The sequence below is a fragment of the Pseudomonas sp. GW822-FHT01E03 genome (genome assembly GCF_058802985.1).
On sequence record NZ_JBXAOQ010000002.1, the window covers coordinates 360255 to 382721 of the forward strand.

At 59.9% G+C, this 22467-nt stretch carries 19 protein-coding genes; 12 read left to right on the top strand and 7 right to left on the bottom strand.

Annotated elements, in window-relative coordinates; translation table 11 throughout:
- Positions 1–11 precede the first annotated feature (11 nt).
- The 3 genes from gcvT (at position 12) to gcvP (ending at position 4628) form a co-directional block, all read left to right on the top strand.
- Positions 12–1094, top strand: a complete 1083-nt coding sequence (gene gcvT / locus AC1RP7_RS04895; RefSeq protein ID WP_493181395.1) for a glycine cleavage system aminomethyltransferase GcvT — start codon at positions 12–14, stop codon at positions 1092–1094.
- Between the two features lie 48 nt (positions 1095–1142).
- Positions 1143–1526, top strand: a complete 384-nt coding sequence (gene gcvH / locus AC1RP7_RS04900) for a glycine cleavage system protein GcvH (RefSeq protein ID WP_057712829.1) — start codon at positions 1143–1145, stop codon at positions 1524–1526.
- A gap of 228 nt (positions 1527–1754) precedes the next feature.
- Complete coding sequence (gene gcvP, locus AC1RP7_RS04905; RefSeq protein ID WP_493181394.1) at positions 1755–4628, top strand: aminomethyl-transferring glycine dehydrogenase; 2874 nt, start codon at positions 1755–1757, stop codon at positions 4626–4628.
- Positions 4629–4822: 194 nt separating this feature from the next.
- Here the strand turns inward: gcvP and AC1RP7_RS04910 are convergent, their stop codons facing one another.
- The 5 genes from AC1RP7_RS04910 to AC1RP7_RS04930 all read right to left on the bottom strand — a co-directional run bounded on the left by AC1RP7_RS04910 (position 4823) and on the right by AC1RP7_RS04930 (position 8885).
- Positions 4823–5140 (bottom strand): DUF2388 domain-containing protein, encoded by a 318-nt coding sequence (locus AC1RP7_RS04910; RefSeq protein WP_057712831.1) that lies wholly within the window; start codon positions 5138–5140, stop codon positions 4823–4825.
- 68 nt (positions 5141–5208) lie between these two features.
- On the bottom strand, positions 5209–5658 hold the full coding sequence (locus AC1RP7_RS04915) for an NfeD family protein (protein ID WP_340312836.1): 450 nt from the start codon (positions 5656–5658) through the stop codon (positions 5209–5211).
- A gap of 8 nt (positions 5659–5666) precedes the next feature.
- Complete coding sequence (locus AC1RP7_RS04920) at positions 5667–6587, bottom strand: SPFH domain-containing protein (RefSeq protein WP_057712833.1); 921 nt, start codon at positions 6585–6587, stop codon at positions 5667–5669.
- Positions 6588–6671: 84 nt separating this feature from the next.
- Complete coding sequence (gene tfpB, locus AC1RP7_RS04925) at positions 6672–8456, bottom strand: type IV pilus assembly ATPase TfpB (protein ID WP_493181393.1); 1785 nt, start codon at positions 8454–8456, stop codon at positions 6672–6674.
- A gap of 90 nt (positions 8457–8546) precedes the next feature.
- On the bottom strand, positions 8547–8885 hold the full coding sequence (locus AC1RP7_RS04930) for an ACT-like domain-containing protein (RefSeq protein ID WP_057712835.1): 339 nt from the start codon (positions 8883–8885) through the stop codon (positions 8547–8549).
- Between the two features lie 126 nt (positions 8886–9011).
- On the opposite strand from AC1RP7_RS04930, the gene AC1RP7_RS04935 reads away from it, so the two are divergent.
- Positions 9012–9476 carry an Lrp/AsnC family transcriptional regulator gene (locus AC1RP7_RS04935; RefSeq protein ID WP_007978926.1) on the top strand — a complete coding sequence of 155 codons (465 nt, stop codon included), beginning with the start codon at positions 9012–9014 and terminating at the stop codon, positions 9474–9476.
- Between the two features lie 97 nt (positions 9477–9573).
- On the opposite strand, the gene AC1RP7_RS04940 is transcribed toward AC1RP7_RS04935, so the two are convergent.
- Positions 9574–10941 (bottom strand): CYTH domain-containing protein, encoded by a 1368-nt coding sequence (locus AC1RP7_RS04940; RefSeq protein ID WP_493181392.1) that lies wholly within the window; start codon positions 10939–10941, stop codon positions 9574–9576.
- A gap of 157 nt (positions 10942–11098) precedes the next feature.
- Here AC1RP7_RS04940 and argE point away from each other — a divergent pair, with 157 nt between their 5' ends.
- Positions 11099–12247 (top strand): acetylornithine deacetylase, encoded by a 1149-nt coding sequence (gene argE, locus AC1RP7_RS04945; protein WP_057712837.1) that lies wholly within the window; start codon positions 11099–11101, stop codon positions 12245–12247.
- 245 nt (positions 12248–12492) lie between these two features.
- Positions 12493–13791 carry an amino-acid N-acetyltransferase gene (gene argA / locus AC1RP7_RS04950; protein ID WP_057712838.1) on the top strand — a complete coding sequence of 433 codons (1299 nt, stop codon included), beginning with the start codon at positions 12493–12495 and terminating at the stop codon, positions 13789–13791.
- A 147-nt stretch (positions 13792–13938) separates the two neighbouring features.
- Here argA and tauA read toward each other — a convergent pair whose 3' ends face one another.
- Entirely contained in the window at positions 13939–14928 is a 990-nt protein-coding gene (tauA, locus tag AC1RP7_RS04955) for a taurine ABC transporter substrate-binding protein (protein WP_493181391.1), read from the bottom strand.
- A 363-nt stretch (positions 14929–15291) separates the two neighbouring features.
- On the opposite strand from tauA, the gene AC1RP7_RS04960 reads away from it, so the two are divergent.
- The 6 genes from AC1RP7_RS04960 to ssuD all read left to right on the top strand — a co-directional run bounded on the left by AC1RP7_RS04960 (position 15292) and on the right by ssuD (position 22461).
- On the top strand, positions 15292–16623 hold the full coding sequence (locus tag AC1RP7_RS04960) for an OprD family porin (RefSeq protein WP_150813751.1): 1332 nt from the start codon (positions 15292–15294) through the stop codon (positions 16621–16623).
- Between the two features lie 411 nt (positions 16624–17034).
- Positions 17035–18375 carry an OprD family porin gene (locus AC1RP7_RS04965; protein WP_154860928.1) on the top strand — a complete coding sequence of 447 codons (1341 nt, stop codon included), beginning with the start codon at positions 17035–17037 and terminating at the stop codon, positions 18373–18375.
- 292 nt (positions 18376–18667) lie between these two features.
- On the top strand, positions 18668–19306 hold the full coding sequence (locus AC1RP7_RS04970) for a peroxiredoxin (protein WP_493181390.1): 639 nt from the start codon (positions 18668–18670) through the stop codon (positions 19304–19306).
- A 332-nt stretch (positions 19307–19638) separates the two neighbouring features.
- Complete coding sequence (ssuE, locus tag AC1RP7_RS04975; RefSeq protein ID WP_007993145.1) at positions 19639–20232, top strand: NADPH-dependent FMN reductase; 594 nt, start codon at positions 19639–19641, stop codon at positions 20230–20232.
- 89 nt (positions 20233–20321) lie between these two features.
- Complete coding sequence (locus AC1RP7_RS04980) at positions 20322–21287, top strand: sulfonate ABC transporter substrate-binding protein (RefSeq protein ID WP_057712844.1); 966 nt, start codon at positions 20322–20324, stop codon at positions 21285–21287.
- A gap of 25 nt (positions 21288–21312) precedes the next feature.
- Positions 21313–22461 (top strand): FMNH2-dependent alkanesulfonate monooxygenase, encoded by a 1149-nt coding sequence (gene ssuD, locus AC1RP7_RS04985; RefSeq protein ID WP_090452041.1) that lies wholly within the window; start codon positions 21313–21315, stop codon positions 22459–22461.
- The last annotated feature ends 6 nt before the right edge of the window (positions 22462–22467 follow it).

Below are 22467 nucleotides of genomic sequence, written 5' to 3' on the forward strand. Positions count from 1 at the left end.
AGGAGAAACCCATGGGACAGCGTACGCCTCTGTATGACCTTCATCTCGCACTCGGCGCGAAGATGGTCGATTTTGGCGGTTGGGACATGCCTCTGCATTATGGATCGCAGGTCGAGGAACACCATCAGGTGCGCCGCGATTGCGGTGTCTTCGATGTATCCCACATGACCGTAATCGATGTCGGTGGCGCCCAGGCCAAAGCCTGGCTCCGGCATTTACTGGCCAATGATGTCGAACGCCTGCACAGCCCCGGCCGTGCGTTGTACAGCACCATGCTCAACGAGCAGGGCGGGATTGTCGACGACATGATCGTCTACCGTCTCGATGAGGGTTATCGTCTGGTGGTCAACGCCTCCACCCGCGATCAGGACTTGGCCTGGATGCAAGCGCATCTCGACGGTTTCGATGTGCAACTTCGCGAGCGTTCCGAGTTGGCGATGCTGGCCATCCAGGGCCCCCACGCCCGACAGAAAATTGCCGAACTGGTCAGTCAGTCCCGCGGCAACCTGATCCAGCTCCTCAAGCCTTTCGAAGGCCTGTCCGATGGTGACTGGTTCATCGCACGCACCGGTTATACCGGCGAAGACGGCCTGGAAATCATTCTGCCGGCCGATCAGGCGCCAGGCTTTTTCAACGATCTGGTCGGAGCCGGGATTTCTCCCATCGGCCTTGGCGCGCGGGATACCTTGCGGGTCGAAGCCGGCATGAACCTTTACGGTCAGGACATCCAGCAGGATATTTCACCCTTGGCCTCCAATATGGCCTGGACCATTGCCTGGGAACCTGCCACCCGGCAGTTCATCGGGCGCAAGGCGCTGGAAACCGAGCAGGCCGCCGGTGTACAGCACAAACTGGTCGGTCTGGTCCTTGAGGAGCGTGGTGTTTTGCGTGCTCATCAGGTGGTCCGCATCGCCGATGTTGGCGAAGGGGAGATCACCAGTGGTAGTTTCTCTCCTACGCTAAGCAAGTCGATTGCACTGGCGCGCGTGCCGATGGCAACAGCCGACCGCGCTGAAGTGGAAATCCGTGGCAAGTGGTACCCGGTCCGGGTGGTCAAACCGACCTTCGTACGCCACGGCAAAACCTTGATCTAATCTTTTCTGGCGGACATGACCGCCGACCATTTCCTGAGGACACAGAACATGAGCGATATCCCTGCCGACCTGCGTTTTGCCGAAAGTCACGAATGGGCACGTCTGGAAGCCGATGGCACCGTCACCGTGGGCATCAGCGATCACGCGCAGGAAGCGCTGGGTGATGTGGTGTTCGTCGAGCTGACTGAAGTCGGCAACGTGTTTGCCGCTGAAGATCAGGCCGGTGTCGTTGAGTCGGTGAAAGCCGCTTCCGACATCTACTCCCCGATTGCCGGTGAAGTGATCGCGGTCAACGAAGACTTGAGCGCTTCGCCGGAACTGCTCAACAGCGACCCGTACGGCGCGTGGATCTTCAAGATCAAGCCAAGCAACGCTGCAGACCTGGAAAAACTGCTGGATGCCGCCGGCTACAAGGCCGCCATCGGCGAGTAAGCCTTCAGCGTCATCCAAAGCCCCGACTCGTCGGGGCTTTTTGTTGTCTGGCGAATTTCCCTTGCAGGAGCGAGCTTGCTCGCGATGGTCGTTAACGATAACGCTGCAACCTGAGACCCCGCGGCGCGCTCGGGGTCATCGCGAGCAAGCTCGCTCCTACAGAGTGGCTGCTATGCTGGTTTGACCGTGTTGCATCGACGCTGAGCGCCAGTCAAGAGAGAGCCCGTCATGTCCCAATTGCCGTCCCTGAGCCAGTTACGCGACCCCAATGCCTTTCTGCGCCGCCACCTCGGGCCCGATGCCGCCGAGCAACAGGCGATGCTCGACAGCCTCGGCCTGGGCAGTCGGGTCGATTTGATCGAGCAGACGGTGCCGCCGGGCATCCGCCTCAACCGGCCGCTGGACCTGCCCCCGGCACTCGATGAAGAGGCCGCGCTGGCCAAGCTGCGCGGTTATGCCGAGCAGAACCAGGTCTGGACCAGCCTGATCGGCATGGGCTACCACGGCACCCTCACACCGGCGGTCATTCTGCGTAATGTGCTGGAAAATCCCGGCTGGTACACCGCGTACACCCCCTATCAGCCAGAGATCGCCCAAGGGCGACTCGAAGCGCTGCTGAACTTCCAGCAACTGACCATCGACCTGACCGGCCTGGAACTGGCCAATGCCTCGCTGCTCGATGAAGCCACCGCCGCGGCGGAGGCCATGGCCTTGGCCAAGCGGGTCGCCAAGTCCAAAAGCAACCTGTTCTTTGTCGACGAAAACTGCCACCCGCAAACCATTTCCGTGGTGCAGACCCGCGCTGAAGGTTTCGGCTTCGATCTGATCGTCGATACTGTGGATAACTTGAAGCGGCACCAGGTGTTCGGCGCGCTGCTGCAATACCCTGACACCCACGGTGAAATCCACGACCTGCGACCGCTGATTGATCACCTGCACGCGCAACAGGCCCTGGCCTGTGTCGCCACGGATTTGCTGAGCCTGTTGTTGTTGACTCCGCCGGGTGAACTGGGTGCCGATGTGGTGTTCGGCTCGTCCCAGCGATTTGGTGTGCCCATGGGCTACGGTGGGCCTCATGCGGCGTTTTTTGCCAGCCGCGATGAATACAAGCGTGCGATTCCCGGGCGGATCATCGGTGTTTCGAAAGATGCGCGGGGCAACACCGCCCTGCGCATGGCCCTGCAAACCCGCGAGCAACACATTCGCCGGGAGAAGGCCAACTCCAACATCTGCACGGCCCAGGTGCTGCTGGCCAATATCGCCAGTTTCTATGCGGTCTACCACGGCCCCGAAGGGCTCAAGCGAATTGCCCAGCGGGTTCATCGGCTGACCTGCATCCTTGCCGCCGGGCTTGAACGCAATGGTATCACCCGGGTCAACCGGCACTTCTTCGACACCTTGACGCTGGAAGTCGGCGGGACCCAGACCGCGATCATCGAAAGTGCCCGGGCCGCACAGATCAACCTGCGCATTCTCGGGCGCGGCCAGCTGGGCTTGAGCCTCGACGAGACCTGCGACGAAGGCACCGTGGCGAAGCTGTTCGACGTGTTCCTGGGGGCCGATCACGGGCTCAGCATCGACGACCTGGATGCCGAAGTCTTGCCTGGCGGAATTCCCCAAGGGCTGGCGCGAACTTCACCTTATCTGCGTCACCCCGTGTTCAGCGCCCATCACAGCGAAACCGAGATGCTGCGCTACCTCAAGCAGCTGGAAAACAAGGACCTGGCGCTCAATCAATCGATGATCCCGTTGGGCTCCTGCACCATGAAGCTCAACGCCACCAGCGAGATGATCCCGATTACCTGGCCGCAGTTCGCTAACCTGCACCCGTTCGTGCCCAAGGAACAGGCCGCCGGTTATGGGCTGATGATCGAAGAACTGGAGCGCTGGTTGTGCGCGATCACCGGTTTCGACGCGATCTGCATGCAACCCAACTCCGGTGCCCAGGGCGAATACGCCGGGCTGCTGGCGATCCGCAAATACCATGAGAGCCGGCAGCAGGGCGGCCGCGATATCTGCCTGATTCCTTCGTCGGCTCACGGCACCAATCCCGCGTCGGCGCAAATGGCCGGGATGCGCGTGGTGATCGTCGAGTGCGACGAGGCGGGCAACGTCGACTTGGATGACCTCAAGGAAAAAGCCGCGCAAGCCGCCGAAAAACTCGCCTGCCTGATGGCGACCTATCCTTCGACCCATGGGGTGTATGAGGAAGGCATCAGCGAAATCTGTGAGGTGATCCACCAGCACGGGGGGCAGGTGTACATGGATGGCGCCAACCTCAACGCTCAGGTGGGGTTGGCGCGGCCGGCCGATATTGGTGCCGATGTCTCGCACATGAACCTGCACAAGACCTTCTGCATTCCCCATGGTGGCGGTGGGCCGGGCATGGGGCCGATTGGTGTTCGGGCGCATCTGGCGCCGTTCGTGGCCAACCATCCGGTGGTGCCGATCGAAGGGCCGCACCCGCAAAATGGCGCCGTCAGCGCAGCGCCCTGGGGCAGCGCAAGCATTTTGCCGATCAGCTGGATGTACATCGCCATGATGGGCCCGCAACTGGCGGACGCCAGCGAAGTGGCGATCCTGGCCGCGAATTACCTGGCGCGGCATTTGTCCGGTGCTTTCCCGGTGCTCTACACAGGGCGCAACGAGCGGGTGGCCCACGAATGCATCCTCGACCTGCGACCGCTCAAGGCGTTGACCGGCATTACCGAGGAGGACGTGGCCAAGCGTCTGATGGATTACGGCTTCCATGCCCCGACCATGTCGTTTCCCGTGCCGGGGACGCTGATGGTCGAACCGACCGAAAGTGAATCGAAGGCGGAGCTGGACCGGTTCATCGGGGCGATGCTGAGCATCCGCGCGGAAATCAATGAGGTGCAGAACGGTAATTGGCCGGCTGAAGAAAACCCGTTGAAAGGTGCGCCGCATACGTTGGCCGATATCACCGGCGTGTGGGAACGACCGTACAGCATCGTGCAAGCGGTCACGCCGGACGCACACACCAAGGCTCACAAATACTGGCCGGTGGTGAACCGGGTAGACAATGTGTATGGGGACCGGAACCTGTTTTGTGCGTGTGTGCCGGTGGATGATTACCGCTGACTTCCCAGGTTGTACATAACCCCTGTGGGAGCGAGCTTGCTCGCGATTGCGGTGTGACAGTCAATGAAGTTTTTACTGATCCACCGCTATCGCGAGCAAGCTCGCTCCCACAGGGGGGCTCGGTGAACATGAGATTTGCGTTCGCAAGGCAAAAAAATGCCGCTCAATTGAGCGGCATTTTTCATTCGCAACGGTTACTCCGAAGCCACGGCATTCTTCGCCAGGATCGCGTTCGCCAGTTCCATGTCCGTGGCTTGCAGGCCCGGGTTTTCGGCGCGGACCTTCTGCATGGCCGCTTCCAGGTACGGACCGCGGATACCGCCGTCACTGGCGACGAAGCTGCTGGCATCGTCCTGGGCCGCGACGACCAGCTTGTTATCCTTGGATGTCAGATAGCTCGAACCGGTGGTTGCACCGGACGTAAGAACGTTACGCCAAAAAGTATCGGCCATCGCCGAACCGACAGGCAGGGACAACAGCGCGACGGTAGCGACAGCAAGTTTGAAACGCATGACAAGGTGACTCCACTGGGTTTAGTACGCGGTTGGATTGCCAACCCCCAATCGAGTTCCGTGGTCGCTTAATCCGCCGCTTCGACCAGCAGGATGGCGCCTTGCTGACCGACCACCCGCACGCGGCTGCCAGTGGCTGCGTCCGGCCCGCGGGCCATCCACACGCCGTCAGCCACCTTGATCTTGCCGCGACCGTCGACAATCGCTTCATGCACCACGAAGGTTTTGCCGATGAGTTCCTGGCCGCGCAGATTCAGGTGCGGCTGATCACTCGGACGCATTGCCGTGCGCTGACGCCGCCACCAGTACAACGCGGTGGTGATCGACAGCAGGCCGAACAACAGAAACTGCCATTCCCAAGACAGGTCCGGCATCAGGAAGGTCAAGACGCCCACGGTTGCCGCTGCCATGCCGATCCACAGCAGATAACCGCCGGCGCCGAACACTTCGAGAATCAACAGCACCGTGCCCAGCGCCAACCAGTCCCAGAACGAAAGGTGCTGCAAAAATGCCCACATGGCGCGCCTCAGGCTTTCTTGTTATCGAAAGTGGCCTTGACGATTTCGCCAATGCCGCCCACCGCGCCGATCATCGAACTGGCTTCCAGCGGCATCAGGATCACCTTGCTGTTGTTGGCCGAGGACAACTTGCCCAGCGCATCGATGTACTTCTGCGCCACGAAGTAGTTCACCGCCTGCACGTTGCCGCTGGCGATGGCTTCGGACACCACTTTGGTCGCCTGGGCTTCTGCCGCGGCTTGCCGCTCGCGGGCTTCGGCTTCCAGGAAGGCGGCCTGGCGACTGCCTTCGGCTTCGAGGATCTGCGCCTGTTTCTTGCCTTCGGCGGTCAGGATCGCTGCGGCGCGCAGGCCCTCGGCCTCGAGGATCTGCGCACGCTTGATTCGCTCGGCTTTCATCTGCCCCGACATCGCCGCCATCAGGTCGGCGGGCGGGCTGATGTCCTTGATCTCGATCCGGGTGATCTTGATGCCCCAAGGCGCGGTCGCTTCGTCGACGGTGCGCAGCAGTTTTTCGTTGATCCCGTCACGCTGGCTGAGCATGGCGTCGAGCTCCATCGAGCCGAGCACGGTGCGGATGTTGGTTTGCAGCAGGTTGCGGATGGCGTGTTCGAGGTTGTTGACCTCGTAGGCCGCCTGGGCGGTGTTGACCACCTGGAAGAAACACACGGCGTCGATTTGCACCGTGGCGTTGTCGGCGGTGATGACTTCCTGTGGCGGAATATCCAGCACGCTTTCCATCACATTCATCTTGCGGCCGATGCGGTCCATGACCGGAATGATGACGTTCAGCCCCGGCTTGAGCGTGTTGGTGTAGCGACCGAAACGCTCGACTGTCCATTCAAAGCCTTGGGGCACGACCTTGAAACCCATGAACAGAATGGCGACCACCAGGCCGACAAAAAGCAAAAGCACACTACCGATCTGCATAACGATTCCTTGTTGATGTGTGGATCTGTGGAGTTGCAATGGCTGAAGTGTAGCTGTGCCGATGCCGGATCAGTACAGCTAGGCTCAGTTCTGCTCGCTCTGGGGAGTCACGCGCAGAATCTCCTCGATAGTCGTCAGCCCGGCGGCGACCTTTTGCGCTCCTGACAACCGCAGGCTGCGCATGCCCTCCTTGAATGCCTGGCGCCGCACGGCCAGCAGATCGGTGTCGGGACTGATCAACGCCTTGATGCCATCGCTCAGTTGCATGATTTCGTAGACCCCGGCGCGACCGCGATAACCGGTGTCGCGGCATTCCACGCAACCGATGGCACGCTGGGCATTGGTCGGCAACGGTGCTTGCCAGGGACGGGTCAGGGTTTGCCAGTCGTCTTCGCCCAGCGTCAGCGGCGCCTTGCAGTGCGGGCACAGGGTTCGCACCAGTCGCTGGGCCATGACGCCAAGCACTGTGGCCTTGATCAGGTAATGCGGCACGCCGAGCTCCAGAAGACGGCTGATGGCGCTGGGCGCGTCGTTGGTGTGCAGGGTCGACAGCACCAGGTGCCCGGTGAGCGCCGCCTGGATCGCCATTTCCGCGGTTTCGAGGTCGCGGATCTCGCCGATCATGATGATGTCCGGGTCTTGCCGCATCAACGCGCGCACGCCGGCGGCGAAGGTCAGGTCGATGTTGTGCTGGACCTGCATCTGGTTGAACGCCGGCTCGACCATTTCAATCGGGTCTTCGATGGTGCAGAGGTTGACCTCCGGCGTCGCCAGTTTTTTCAGGGTGGTGTAGAGGGTGGTGGTCTTGCCCGAACCCGTCGGCCCGGTAACGAGGATGATGCCGTGGGGCTGGCGGGTCATGTCTTGCCAGCGGCGCAGGTCGTCGGCGGAGAAACCAAGCTGGTCGAAGTCCTTGAGCAATACCTCCGGATCGAATATCCGCATGACCATTTTTTCGCCGAAGGCCGTGGGTAGTGTCGACAAACGCAATTCGACTTCACCGCCGTCCGGAGTCTTGGTTTTCACTCGACCGTCCTGGGGTTTGCGTTTCTCCGCGACGTTCATGCGCCCCAGGGTTTTCAGGCGACTGACGATGGCCATGGTGACCTGGGGCGGGAATTGATAGACGTTGTGCAGCACGCCGTCGATGCGAAAGCGCACCGTGCCTTGCTCGCGCCGGGGCTCGATATGGATGTCGCTGGCGCGTTGCTGGAACGCGTACTGGAACAGCCAATCGACGATATTGACGATGTGTGCGTCGTTGGCGTCCGGCTCCTGGTCGCTGGCGCCGAGGTTGAGCAGCTGTTCGAAATTGCCGAGGGTACTGACTTGCGGGTCGGCGCTGTTCGCCCCGGTGACCGACTTGGCCAGGCGGAAGAATTCGACGCTCAAGCGCTGGATGTCCACGGGGTTGGCCACTACACGCTTGATCGGCAATTTGAGCACGTGGGTCAGGTCAGCCTCCCAGCCGCTGACATAAGGCTGGGCGCTGGCCACGGTTACCGCCTCGCGGTCGATGGCTACCGCGAGGATCTTGTGGCGCTGGGCGAAGGCATAGGACATCAGCGGGGTCACTGCCGCGACGTTGATTTTCAGTGGGTCGATGCGCAGGTAAGGCTGGCCGGCCTGCCGGGACAGCCACAGGGTCAGGCTCTCGAGGTCCAGCGGTTTGCCGGGGCGGCTGAGATCGTCCAGCTGTTGGCTGGCAATGAACTCCAGCGGATGCATCTGCCCAAGGGAGGCGTTGCGGCGGCGGGCATTGAGTGCGTGTTCGGCCGAATCCTGGCTGATAAAGCCCTGGGCGACGAGTTCGCGCAGTAGATCATTGAGATCCAGCCAGCGGTCCTGAAGGGCGATTTGTACGGACATGCGGGCTCCTTTTGAACGACAGTGCGCAAAGGATAGCCGTGGCCCGGCTGACCGCTGGGCCACTACCCGACAAAGCCGTTTCGGAGTTTTTCAGCCCGCCGCTTGAACCGCTTCGGTCCATGGGGCATCAGCTTCTTGCAGCTCCACCGAGCAGACGCTGATCAGGTTGCGAAGTTTTTCCGCAATCACTTGCGCGCGGTGCCAGCTCAAACCGTCGATGACAACTTCGATGGTCAGCCAGTCGTCCTGGCGCTGCGCGTTGACCTGCTCCGGCGTGAGCAATTGCAGGGCGAACAGATTGAGGGCGCGACACAGCAGGTCCGGTTCAGCCTCGGCCGTCATTTGATAGCGAACCCGGCAATGGGCGTTGCCGACGTTCCAGACATCGGCGCGGGCAGGTGGGGTGTTCACGGCTTCGAGATACGGCATGGTCAGGCTCCAGAATCATTGGAGAAATGTTTACATCCTGTGCCGGGTATTTCTTCTCTATGATTGGCTGTATTGCAGGAATGAAGAATAAATCAATTCACTTATTACGCAGTTAAGGGTTTTTTTATGCATAGCGAACTGGACAGCTACGACCGCAAGATCCTCGCCTTGCTGCAAGAGGACGCTTCGCTTTCCAGCGCACAGATCGCCGAGCAGGTGGGGCTCTCGCAATCGCCGTGCTGGCGGCGGATTCAGCGGATGAAAGAGGAGGGCATCATTCGCGGCCAGGTGACCTTGCTCGACCGCAAGAAAATCGGCCTGAACACTCAGATCTTCGCGGAGGTGAAACTCAATGCCCACGGGCGTTCGAACTTCACCGAATTCACCGAGGCGATTCGCGGCTTTCCGGAGGTGCTGGAGTGTTACGTGCTGATGGGGGCGGTGGATTTCTTGCTGCGGATTGTCACGGCGGACATCGAAGCGTACGAGCGCTTCTTCTTCGAGAAGCTGTCGATGGTGCCGGGGATTCAGGAGGTCAATTCGATCGTGGCGTTGTCGGAGATCAAGTCGACTACCAGTTTGCCGGTCTGAAATTTTGCGGTGACTGTGCCGGCCTCATCGCGAGCAAGCTCGTTCCCACAAGGACCGCATAAATCCTGTGGGAGCGAGCTTGCTCGCGATGGCGGTATTACAGGCGCAGCAACATTTTCCAGGCGCGGTTCTGATACACCGCAATCGCCTGCTGCTTACGTGCATCCAGGACTTCGTCGGTGATCGACTCGTTGGCCAGTTGCGCCAGCTTGTTCAACTCGCCGTACAGGCGATCCATTTCCGGGATCTCCAGCACGTTACGCGCATGGTGCAGCCAGACCTGGATGCGTTCGATGCGCGGCAGTTGCTCGGCCAGGTCTTCCGGTTGTTGCTGGTAACGTTGCAGTTGCAACGAAGTGGCTTCTTCGCCCAGCAGGCGCGGTAACCAGCTGCCCAGTTGCGCAGCGCCCTGGCGATTGCCACGGGTGTTGCGGTCGGCGGCCCAGGTGCGGGCCAGCAGCCAGCGCGAGGTGGTCAGGGAGAACAGGCCCCAGCGCGGGTCTTCGAGTTCTTCGAGGAACTGCTCGGGCGCGGCTTTGCGCACGTCTTCATCGTCCAGGCCGGCCTGGACCAGCGGGCGCCAGTCTTCCAGCAAGGCATCGAGGGCGATACGCAGATCGTGGGTCGACTGACGCGGAGCGGCCTGGCCCAGGCTGCTGATCAGCGCGCGCATTTCCGCGAGGCACTCGACCCAGTCCTGCAACAGGCGCCAGTGACCGTTGAAGCGATACTGCTCGGCCAGACGCTGACTGCTGCCCAGCAAATGCCAGCTCAGCGCGGCGAACGCGTCGTCCAGCGGCGTTTCAGCGGTGATCTGCGGTGCCGGCGGGCTCAACGAATAGCTGTTGGCGTCGTACAGGCGATAACCGCGCTCGGCCTTGCTGATATCGCATGGCATCAGGGCCAGTTTCTCGGCCAGCTCGGCGGCCAGTTCCAGCAGGGCTGCCGGTTCGCCTTCGCGCAGTTCCAGTTCCAGCTCGCAGATTTCTTCTTTCTGCTTGCCGACCACGACGTGACCCAGGTCCAGCGCTGCTTCGATGACCACTTTGGTCTTGCCGCGACCCCAGGCGATTTCCGCGCGTTCACGGACGAAATCGGTGGTGAAGATCGGCTTCAGGGTCTTCTTGTCCAGCTCGGCCAGTTCCTCGGGCCAGCATTCGCCGTCGAGTTTCTTCAAGTCGAGCTTGGCCTTGGGCAGGTTCCAGTCGTATTCGTTACGAACGGACAGACCGGCGACGCTCTGGCCGCGGGTCTTGAGGGTCTGAATCACTTCTTCGCCATCCTTGCGCAGGCGCAGGGCGACTTTTGCCTGGGCCAGGTCACGCTCGGGCGTGTCGAAGTACTGATTCATCAACTCACGGCGTTCCCAGCCACTTTTGTTGCGTTTTTTCAGTAACGGGTGCTCGCGCAGTGCGGCGAGGGTTTCGCGGCTGACGCGGAGTTTGATTTCGGTTTCTTTCTGCATGGCCGGAAAATCCAGGATCGGGAGCGCAGCCGAGGGAATGTGTGGCTGCCAAGGTCGTGCAGTGTACAGGACTCAAGGTTAGTACGCGCCGAGACGGTTTATTCCTGTCATCGGTTGGTTCTATGATGGACTTCAATTCAGGTGCCGGGAGTCAGCGATGCCATTGCCGTCGATGAAAGAACAATTCGCTGCGTTGATCGCTGCACCGTCCGTCAGTTGCACCCAACCCAGTCTCGATCAAACCAACCGCCCGGTCATCGATCTGCTGGCGACATGGCTCGGTGAGCTGGGTTTTACCTGCGATATCCAGCAAGTCAGCCCCGGCAAGTTCAACTTGCTGGCCAGTTTCGGCTCCGGCCCCGGCGGCCTGGTGCTGGCCGGGCACAGCGACACCGTGCCGTTCGACGGTGCGCTGTGGCAAACCGATCCGCTGAAGCTCACTGAAGTCGACGGTCGTTGGGTCGGCCTGGGCAGTTGCGACATGAAGGGCTTTTTCGCCCTGGCCATCGAGGCGGTCATACCGCTGCTCGATCAGCCGTTCAAACAGCCGTTGCTGATTCTCGCCACTTGCGATGAAGAAAGTTCGATGTCCGGTGCCCGCGCGCTGGCCGAAGCGGGGCGACCGCTGGGGCGGGCGGCGGTGATCGGCGAGCCGACAGGGCTCAAGCCGATCCGCATGCACAAGGGCATCATGATGGAGCGCATCGACATCCTTGGTCAGAGCGGTCATTCCTCCGACCCGCGCCTGGGGCACAGCGCCCTGGAAGCCATGCACGATGCCATCGGTGAACTGCGTGGCTTGCGCTTGTTATGGCAACGCGAATTCCGCAATCCACAGTTTGGCGTGCCGACGCCAACGATGAATTTCGGCTGCATCCATGGCGGCGACAACCCCAACCGCATCTGCGGCCAGTGTTCGCTGGAATTCGATTTGCGGCCGCTGCCCGGCATGGACCCCAAGGTCCTGCGCGCCGAGATCCTGCAGAAGCTCAAGCCGGTTGCCGAGCGGCATCAGGTCAAGATCGATTACGCGCCGTTGTTCCCCGAAGTGCCGCCGTTCGAGCAGGCCGAGGACGCAGAGCTGGTGCGCATTGCCGAAAAGCTCACCGGTCACAGCGCCGAAGCGGTGGCGTTCGGCACCGAAGCACCTTATCTTCAGCGTCTTGGCTGTGAAACGCTGGTGCTTGGCCCGGGTGATATCGCCTGCGCCCATCAGCCGGGGGAATACCTCGAAATGTCACGTTTGCAGCCTACGGTGCATCTATTAAGGCAACTGATCGAACACTATTGCCTGACACCCGTGTAGGAGCGAGCCTGCTCGCGATGGACGTTAACGATGACGAGGGCTGCCTGGATGAACGCGGCGTCCTCATATCCATCGCGAGCAAGCTCGCTCCTACAGGGTTTTGCAGTTAAATTGCCGATGTCCCAACCCGTATTCATGAGGAGAGCGCGCGTGTCGCCAAGCCTGTTCCGACGATAACCATCAGCCCGCTGTGCGTTTTCAGTTTCGCCCTTTTTTCGGCTGCTATTTATTACAGGCCCAGGTTCATGCCCGAATACGTCAATTGGCTTCGTCACGCTTCGCCTTACATCAACGCCCACCGCGATTGCACCTTTGTCGTCATGCTGCCCGGCGACGGCGTTGAACACCCGAATTTCGGCAATATCGTCCACGACCTGGTGCTGTTGCACAGCCTGGGTGTGCGTCTGGTGCTGGTTCACGGTTCTCGCCCGCAAATCGAAGCGCGCCTCGCGGCCCGTGGCCTGACCCCGCATTACCACCACGGCATGCGCATCACCGATGCCGCGACCCTGGAGTGCGTGATCGACGCGGTTGGCCAGTTGCGCATTGCCATTGAGGCTCGCCTGTCGATGGACATGGCTTCGTCGCCGATGCAGGGTTCGCGCCTGCGGGTGGCCAGCGGCAACCTGGTGACGGCACGGCCGATCGGCGTGCTTGAAGGTGTCGACTATCACCACACCGGCGAAGTGCGCCGGGTCGACCGCAAGGGCATCAACCGTCTGCTGGACGAGCGCTCCATCGTGCTGCTGTCGCCGCTGGGCTATTCGCCGACCGGGGAGATTTTCAATCTGGCCTGCGAAGACGTCGCCACCCGCGCAGCCATCGACCTGGGCGCGGACAAACTGCTGCTGTTCGGCGCCGACCTGGGCCTGATCGACGAACACGGGCGCCTGGTGCGTGAACTGCGTCCGCAGCAGGTGCCGGCGCATCTGCAACGGTTGGGCAGTAACTATCAGGCAGAATTGCTCGATGCAGCGGCCGAAGCTTGCCGTGGCGGCGTGGCCCGCAGCCATATCGTCAGTTATGCCGAAGACGGTGCACTGCTGACCGAGCTGTTCACCCGCGACGGTGGCGGTACGCTGGTGGCCCAGGAGCAGTTCGAAGTCGTACGCGAAGCGGCCATTGAAGACGTCGGTGGTTTGCTGGACTTGATCAGCCCGCTGGAAGAGCAGGGCATCCTGGTGCGCCGTTCCCGCGAGGTGCTGGAGCGCGAGATCGAACAGTTCAGTGTGGTCGAGCGCGAAGGCATGATCATCGCCTGTGCGGCGCTGTATCAGATTGCCGATTCGGATGCCGGTGAACTGGCGTGCCTGGCGGTGAATCCGGAGTATCGCCATGGCGGTCGCGGTGATGAATTGCTGGAGCGCATCGAGACCCGCGCCCGGGCTCAGGGTTTGAAGACATTATTCGTCCTTACTACTCGCACCGCTCACTGGTTCCGCGAGCGTGGTTTTGTACCGAGTAGCGTTGACCGTCTGCCGTCGGCGCGGGCGTCGCTGTACAACTATCAGCGTAATTCGAAGATCTTCGAAAAAGCCCTTTGATGTTGTAGCCGCGGAGGTCCCTGTGGCGAGGGGGCTTGCCCCCGTTCGGGCGCGAAGCGGCCGCAAGACCATACGGCTCGGTCAGGCAGGTTTGGGGCTGCTCCGCAGCCCAACGGGGGCAAGCCCCCTCGCCACAAGCTTTTGCATTCACTCCTGCACAAACTTCGCGCTGACATACGGCGAGTAATCCGGCAGCACCGTCTCCACCTTCCCTTGTTCCTTCAAGAATTTCGCCGTCTCGCCAATGGCCTTGGCCGTGCCGCCGTCCAGCAGCGCGGCGCTCTGTTGCGCCTTGGCATCCGGGAATGCGGAACCGGCCAGTAACTCCGGCACATCGGCGGCATTGGCACCGGTCAGTTTGGCGATTTTCTGCACCGGTACCGAGTCGGCAGTCCAGCTGGCTTTATGCGCCGCGTAATCAGCAAAGGCGTCGAGGGTGACCTTGGCGAATCTGGCCACCACCTCCGGGTGCTTCTCGGCGTAATCCTTGCGTGCCACCCAGACCTCGAAGGTGGGGGCTCCCCATTGGCCTACCTGTGCAGCGTCGGTCAGGGTCTTGCCACTCTTGCGGATTTCCCCCAGGGCGGGCGACCAGACAAACGCGCCATCAATATCTCCCCGCTTCCAGGCTGCCGCGATTTCCGCCGGCTGCAGGTTCACCACTTTGACTTTCGAACTGTCCAGGCCCCAGTGCTTCAACGCACCGAGCAGGCTGTAGTGGGAGGTTGAAACGAAAGGCGTGGCGATGGTCTTTCCGATCAGATCTTGTGGTTTTTCGATGCCGCTGCCATTGCGCACCACCAGCGCTTCGGCGGCATTGATCTGGGCCGAGACAATGAACGCGACAATCGGCAGGTTGCGCGAAGCGGCAGCGGCCAGCGGACTGGAGCCGAGATTGCCGATTTGTACATCGCCGGAGGCAATCGCCGTGACCACTTCCGGGCCGCTGTTGAAGCGTCGCCAGTCGATGGGCTGGCCGATGGTTTTTTCATAAAGGCCATCGGCCTGGGGGACTTTGCTGGGGTCGATTCCGGTTTGATAACCGACGGTGAGGTTCGCCGCCTGGGCGGTGAAAGAAAATGCGAGAGATACACAAACTGTAACAATTGGTCTGGATAGTGCGCGCTTGATCGTCATGGGGCTGTCTTTCGGTAAGGATTTGTTTCCGGATTGCGTCAGAAACTAATCGATCTAAAAAAGCAAAAATAAATACCGTTTAGGAATTAGCTTATGAGCCGAACCCTTTGTTCTGGGGGGGGCTGAAAATTGAGCGCTAAATTCCTAAACGGTATTAGAAAAGAATCGGGTAATTCTTTTCAGGTTCATGACGAATTCATGACCCGGCAGGGACCAAAAAATCGGGGGTTAGACAAAGGTCGTAGACACACATAGTTACGATTGACTTGTGGGTCACGGTCTGGCGCTAATCGCGCATCTTAGGATTTCGGGCGACGACTCGAGACCAGGAATACAAGAACTAGAATCGAGAGGAGCTACACAATGAACAAGTCCACCTTGGCTTTGGCCGTGGCCGTAGGGGTTTTGGCGCAGCAGGCAGGCGCCGCAGGTTTCCTGGAAGACAGCAAGGCGTCCATCAGTTCCCGGACCATGTATTACAACAACGATAACCGTGAAGGCGGTGCGGATCAGAAAGAGTCCGCAGAAGGCCTGAAATTCGATTATCTGTCCGGTTTCACCCAAGGCACTGTCGGTTTCGGTATCGACGCCCAGGCACTGCTGGGTATCCACCTGGACGGCGGCAAGGGTCACCACCCGGACAACAACACCTTCTTCCCAAGCGACAGCGATGGTTCGGCCGTGTCCGAATGGAGCCGTGCAGCCGCTAACGTCAAGGCGCGCTTCTCGAAGACCGAAGCCCACCTGGGTGGCGCCCTGGCACCCAACTTGCCAATTCTGGTCGCGAATGACAGCCGTCTGCTGCCACAGACCTTTGACGGTGGCACCATCACTTCGAAAGAAATCGACAACGTGACCTTCAACGCAGGTCAGTTGGAGCATTCGGCGGGTCGCGCCTCTTCGAACTCCACCGGCCTGGCCGTGGCTGGCGGCACAGAGGACAGCAACAAGTTCTACTACGGTGGTGCTGACTGGAAGGTCACCAAGGACCTGACCCTGCAGTACTACCACTCGAATCTGAAGGACTACTACAAGCAGGACTTCCTGGGCTTGATCCACGTGTTTCCGATCGACGCCAAACAGTCCTTCAAGACTGATATTCGCTACTTCGACAGCAGCTCCGACGGCAAGAACGGTGATCCGGGTTTCCGTTTCAACAACAACAACGGTTTCGCCAAGACCCCGGGCGAGGTCGATAACAAGACATGGAGCGCCATGTTCACCTACACCCTGGGTGGCAACGCCTTCCTGCTCGGACATCAGCGCGTCAGCGATGACGGTGGTTTTGTCTACCTGAACCAGGGCAACGTGGTTGATGGCAATGGCCGTCCGGAAGGCAACGGCGGCGCCAGCTTCTACCTGTTCACCGACTCCATGATCAACGGATTTGTTCGTGCCGGTGAAAACACCACCTTCGGTCAGTACTCCTATGACTTCGCCGGACTGGGCGTGCCGGGCCTGAAAACTTCGATCGCCTACCTGCATGGCGACAACATCAAGGCTACCAACGGCAGCGGCCCTGATGGCTCCGAGTGGGAACGCGACATGCGGATCGACTACACCATCCAGCAGGGCGCTCTCAAAGGCTTCGGCGTAACGCTGCGTAATGGTGTCTACCGCGGCAGTGAAGTCTCCAACAACCCTGATGTTGACCAGACTCGTCTGATCTTCAACTACACCTACAGCTTCCTGTAACAAGCCTTGTAAAAAAGCCTCGCCTGCTGGCGAGGTTTTTTTTGCCTGTTTTTTATATTCCATAAAGATCTTTACTGATTATTTATTATTCTTTTTAGTTTTTAAATATCCCGCTTAAAGTGCGCCTGTCCGGCACTCATCCCTGAGCCCGGATTTGGCGATTTCGTCCCTCGACAATAGTTCAGGTGCAGGAATCGGCCTTGCCGCCGATACCTCGGATCTGTCGTGGGAAGTCATATTCCAAAGCGATATTAAAAAATATCAAAAAATTCTTTTTGGCTTTAAGGCCGTGTATCCTGCGGCCCGCCAAATGACCGGCCTAGACGGTTTGCCGCGAATTTATGCATTCAGGATCCCGGGCAATCGATTCGGGACCAGGAACATCAGAACTAGAAACGAGAGGAGCGAAACATGAACAAGTCCACCTTGGCCATGGCTGTGGCCGTCGGGGTTTTGACCCAGCAGGCAAGCGCCGCGGGTTTTATCGAAGACAGCAAGGCAACATTGGGGCTGCGTAACTTCTACATCAACACCGACTACCGTGACGGAGCCGGTGCCAACAAAAACGAAGAGTGGGGCCAAGGCTTCGATCTGCGTTTCATCTCCGGTTACACCCAGGGCACCGTCGGCTTCGGCATCGATGCGATCGGCCTGTTGGGCGTGAAACTGGATTCGGGCGGCGGTACCAACGGCGCCACGGCGACCTCTTACGGAGGCACGGTTTTCCCGAGCAAATCCAACGGCGAGGCAGTTGATGATTTCTCCAGCCTGGGCCTGACGGCCAAAGCCAAGGTTTCCCAGACCGAATTGAAACTGGGCACCCTGCAGCCGAAAAACCCGGTGATCGTGACCAACGATGGTCGTCTGCTGCCGCAAACCTGGCAGGGTGGCCAGATCACGTCCGGCGACATCAAGGATCTGACCCTGGTTGGTGGCCAGATCGAAGCCGTTAAAGGCCGTAACTCCAGCAACAATGAGCAGATGTCGATTTCGGGCGCGAACACTCGCGGCACCAAGTTCCGCGACAGCAACAAGTTCATCTATGCCGGTGGCGACTACAAGATCACCAAGGACCTGACGGCCCAGTACTACTACGGCAACCTGGAAGAGTTCTACAAGCAACACTTCCTGGGTCTGGTGCACAACTGGGCAATCGGCCCTGGCGTGTTGAAGTCGGATTTCCGTTATTTCAACAGCTCTGATGATGGTGCCAACGGTCACGACCCGCTGTACTTCACCACTGGCAACTACAACGCGCCAAACGGTAAAGGCAAGGTCGACAACAACCTGTACAGCGGCCTGTTCCTGTACACCGTTGCCGGTCACACCTTCGGTGGCGGTTATCAGGTCAGCAACGGCAGCAGCGATTTCCCTTGGCTGAACCAGGGCGACGGTTCGTCGAACTACACCATCACCGATGCGCAAATCCAGAAGTTCGGCCGTGCCGGCGAGCGTACCTGGCAAGCACGCTACTCCTATGACTTCGCCAAGGTTGGCGTACCTGGCCTGACGGCGGGTCTGGTTTACCTGCACGGCGACAACATCGATACCGTTAACGCCAAGGGTGGCGAGGCGGCCAATGGTGCTTCCGAGTGGGAGCGCGATCTGAGCGTGGCTTACGTCGTTCAGGAAGGTCCGCTGAAAAACCTGGGCCTGGCGTGGAAAAACGCGACCTGGCGTACCGACCTGCCGAACACGCGTTCGCAGGACGAAAACCGCCTGATCGTCAGCTACTCGATCCCGCTGTTGTAATAGCGCTCGCGTAACCGAGACAAAAAAGCCCCGCCCGGTATTGCACCGGGCGGGGCTTTTACATTTTCAAGACGGGTTCACCCCCGTAATCCCGCCTTGAACTTCCCTCTTTGCAGCAACTCAAGGCCTTCTCGAACCTTGGGGGCGATGTTCGGCCGGTTGTGCGGGGTACGTCCAGTGAATAGATATTTAATATTTCTTTATGATCTAAATAAATCGATATTTATTCTTTTTAATAGATAAAAAACACAGGCACAGTTGAACCCATCAAGCACTCACAAGGAGCAGCACCATGGGTCTCAGACTTGGCGATATCGCCCCCGATTTCGAACAGAACTCCAGCGCCGGCACCATCCGTTTCCATCAGTGGCTGGGCGATAGTTGGGGCGTGCTGTTTTCCCATCCAGCGGACTTCACGCCGGTGTGCACGACTGAATTGGGCTTCACCGCCAAGCTCAAGGATGAGTTCGCAGCGCGCGGCGTCAAGGCCATCGCTTTGTCGGTGGACCCGGTGGATTCGCACCACAGGTGGATCGAGGACATCAACGAAACCCAGGACACCGTGGTCAACTTTCCGATCCTGGATGACGCCGACCGCAAAGTCTCGGACCTCTACGACCTGATCCACCCCAACGCCAACGACACCCTGACCGTGCGCAGTCTGTTCGTGATCGACCCGAAGAAAAAGGTCCGGCTGACGATTACCTACCCGGCGAGCACCGGCCGCAATTTCAATGAAATCCTGCGGGTGATCGACTCGCTGCAACTCACCGACAACTACAAGGTGGCCACACCGGCCAACTGGCAGGACGGTGATGAGGTGGTGATCGTGCCGTCGCTTAAAGATGAGAATGAAATCAAACAGCGTTTTCCCAAGGGCTATCGAGCGGTTAAGCCTTACTTGCGCCTGACGCCGCAGCCGAACCGGTAAGTCTTCAGCATTTTTGGCGCAACTGATGCCGCCATCGCGAGCAAGCTCGCTCCCACATTTGTCCGCGTACCCCTGTGGGAGCGAGCTTGCTCGCGAAGGCGTCGGGTCAGACACCACAGGTTTCACAGTTAACAGCATCCACAAAGCAGGGGATTTCAGGCCGTTTCGACGGCCTGTTTTTTTGCCTGGAAGAAACAGCTTTCTATATTTCTTTAAGGTATAACCAAATGAATAAATATGATTTATGGATATATAAATCAACTGTTAAGGTCACTCCATCGAAGCGAGATCGCAAACCGCGAATCGCCAACACCGTGCAAGGAATCGTCTGAATGTTGGTTGTCTCACTCGGTGGCAGTCCCAGTCAGCGCTCTCGATCCGGGGTGCTGCTGGATCGCTCCCAGCGTTGGTTACAGGGGCAGGGCGTGGAAGTGGTGAGTTATCAGGTACGGGACTTCCCGGCCGAGGACTTGCTGCACGCACGCTTCGACAGCCCCAAGGTGATCGACTTGTTGCAACAAATTGAAAACGCCGATGGCCTGCTGATCGCCACACCGGTTTACAAGGCATCGTTTTCCGGAGCACTGAAGGTCGTGCTGGATTTGCTGCCCGAACGCGCCTTGAGCCACAAGGTGGTTCTGCCGATGGCCACTGGCGGCAGCATCGCCCACATGCTGGCGGTGGACTACGCGCTCAAGCCGGTGCTGTCGGCATTGAAGGCTCAGGAAATGCTGCAAGGCATTTTTGCCGTCGACAGCCAGATCGCCTACGGCGAAGGCAGCGCCCTGGCGCAGTTGGCGCCGGAGCTGGAACAACGACTGAATGAATCGCTTGAGCTGTTTTTCAGCGCCATGGCGCGACGGCCCAAGCCGCTCGATCCGAACCTGTTGAATGATCGTTTGTTGAGTGCTCGCTGGAGCATTTAAGCCTCACCGAAAATTGAAGTACTGGCCTTACTCGCCCGCCAACGGGCAAGCAGGTGCAGCCAAAACCCAACTGCAAAAAGGAGAGCGCCATGCGCCCTGTCATTTTGCGTCGTGGTCTGGTCGCTCTGTTTGCTGCGGCTGTCACCTTCGGCGCCATTACTCAAGCTCAGGCCGAGACTTTACGAATCGGCTATCAGAAATACGGCACCCTGGTGCTGCTCAAAGCCAAGGGCACCCTGGAAAAACGCCTCGCCGCCCAAGGCGTGGACGTGCAATGGACTGAATTCCCCGGTGGCCCGCAACTGCTTGAAGGCCTGAACGTCGGTTCCATTGACTTCGGTGTCACCGGTGAAACTCCGCCAGTGTTCGCCCAGGCGGCCGGTGCTGATTTGCTCTACGTCGCCTACGAACCGCCAGCGCCGCACAGTGAGGCGATCCTGGTGCCGAAGGACTCGGCGATCAAATCGGTGGCGGACCTCAAGGGCAAGAAAGTCGTCCTCAACAAAGGTTCCAACGTGCATTACCTGCTGGTGCGTGCGCTGGAAGACGCCGGCCTCAAATACACCGACATCCAGACCGTATTCCTGCCGCCGGCCGATGCCCGCGCCGCGTTCGAGCGTGGCAGTGTCGACGCCTGGGTGATCTGGGACCCCTACCAGGCCGCCGCCGAACAACAGCTGCAAGCGCGCACCCTGCGCGATGGCCAGGGCATCGTCGACAACCATCAGTTCTACCTGGCGACCAAACCTTATGCGCAGAAAAATCCCGAGGTGATCAAGACCCTGGTGGAAGAAGTGCGCGCGGTGGGCGAGTGGTCCAAGGCTAACCCGCAAGAGGTGACCCAACAGGTTTCACCGCTGCTCGGCCTGCCAGCCGACATCACCCTGACCTCGGTGAAACGCCAGGGCTATGGCGCGTTGTTCCTGACTCCGGAAGTGGTCGCGGCGCAGCAGAAAATTGCCGACAGCTTCTACCAGCTCAAGTTGATTCCCAAGCCGTTGAGTATCAAAGACGTGATCTGGACGCCGCCGGCCGCCGTTGCCAAAGCCCAATAAATCGATTCCCCAAGGAGACCACTCCATGAGCCTCAATATTTTCTGGTTCCTGCCTACCCACGGCGACGGCCATTACCTTGGCACCGCCGAAGGCGCCCGCGCCGTTGATCACGGTTACCTGCAACAAGTCGCGCAAGCCGCTGACCGCCTGGGTTTTGGCGGGGTACTGATTCCGACCGGACGCTCCTGCGAAGACTCTTGGTTGGTGGCGGCATCGCTGATTCCTGTGACCCAGCGTTTGAAGTTCCTTGTCGCCCTGCGCCCCGGGATCATTTCCCCGACGGTGGCGGCGCGTCAGGCCGCGACCCTGGATCGACTGTCCGGCGGTCGTGCGCTGTTCAACCTGGTGACGGGCGGTGACCCGGAAGAGTTGGCGGGCGATGGTCTGTTCCTCAGCCACGAAGAACGCTATCAGGCCTCGGTGGAATTCACCCGTATCTGGCGCCGGGTACTGGAAGGTGAAACCGTCGATTACGACGGCCAGCACATCAGCGTGAAGGGCGCGAAGTTACTCTATCCGCCGATCCAGCAGCCGCGTCCACCGCTGTACTTCGGCGGTTCCTCGGAAGCCGCGCAAGACCTGGCCGCCGAACAGGTGGAAATGGTCCTGACCTGGGGCGAGCCACCGGCCGCCGTCGCGGAAAAAATCGAACAGGTCCGAGCCAAGGCCGCCAAGCTCGGACGCACCGTGCGCTTCGGCATTCGTCTGCATGTGATCGTGCGCGAAACCAACGATGAAGCCTGGAAAGCCGCGGATCGGCTGATCTCCCATCTCGACGACGAGACCATCGCTCGTGCCCAGGCTTCGCTGGCGCGTTTCGATTCGGTCGGTCAGCAACGCATGGCCGCATTGCACGGTGGCAACCGCGACAACCTGGAGGTCAGCCCTAACCTGTGGGCCGGCGTCGGTCTGGTGCGCGGCGGTGCCGGTACGGCGCTGGTGGGCGATGGCCCGACCGTGGCTGCCCGCGTGAAGGAGTACGCGGACCTGGGCATCGATACCTTCATCTTTTCCGGTTATCCACACCTGGAAGAGTCGTACCGGGTGGCCGAGTTGCTGTTCCCGCACCTCGATGTCGAGCGTCCTGAACTGCCGAAGAGCGCCGGTTACGTCAGCCCGTTCGGCGAGATGGTCGCCAACGACATTCTTCCCAAAGCCGCGTCCCAGAGCTGAGGCGCG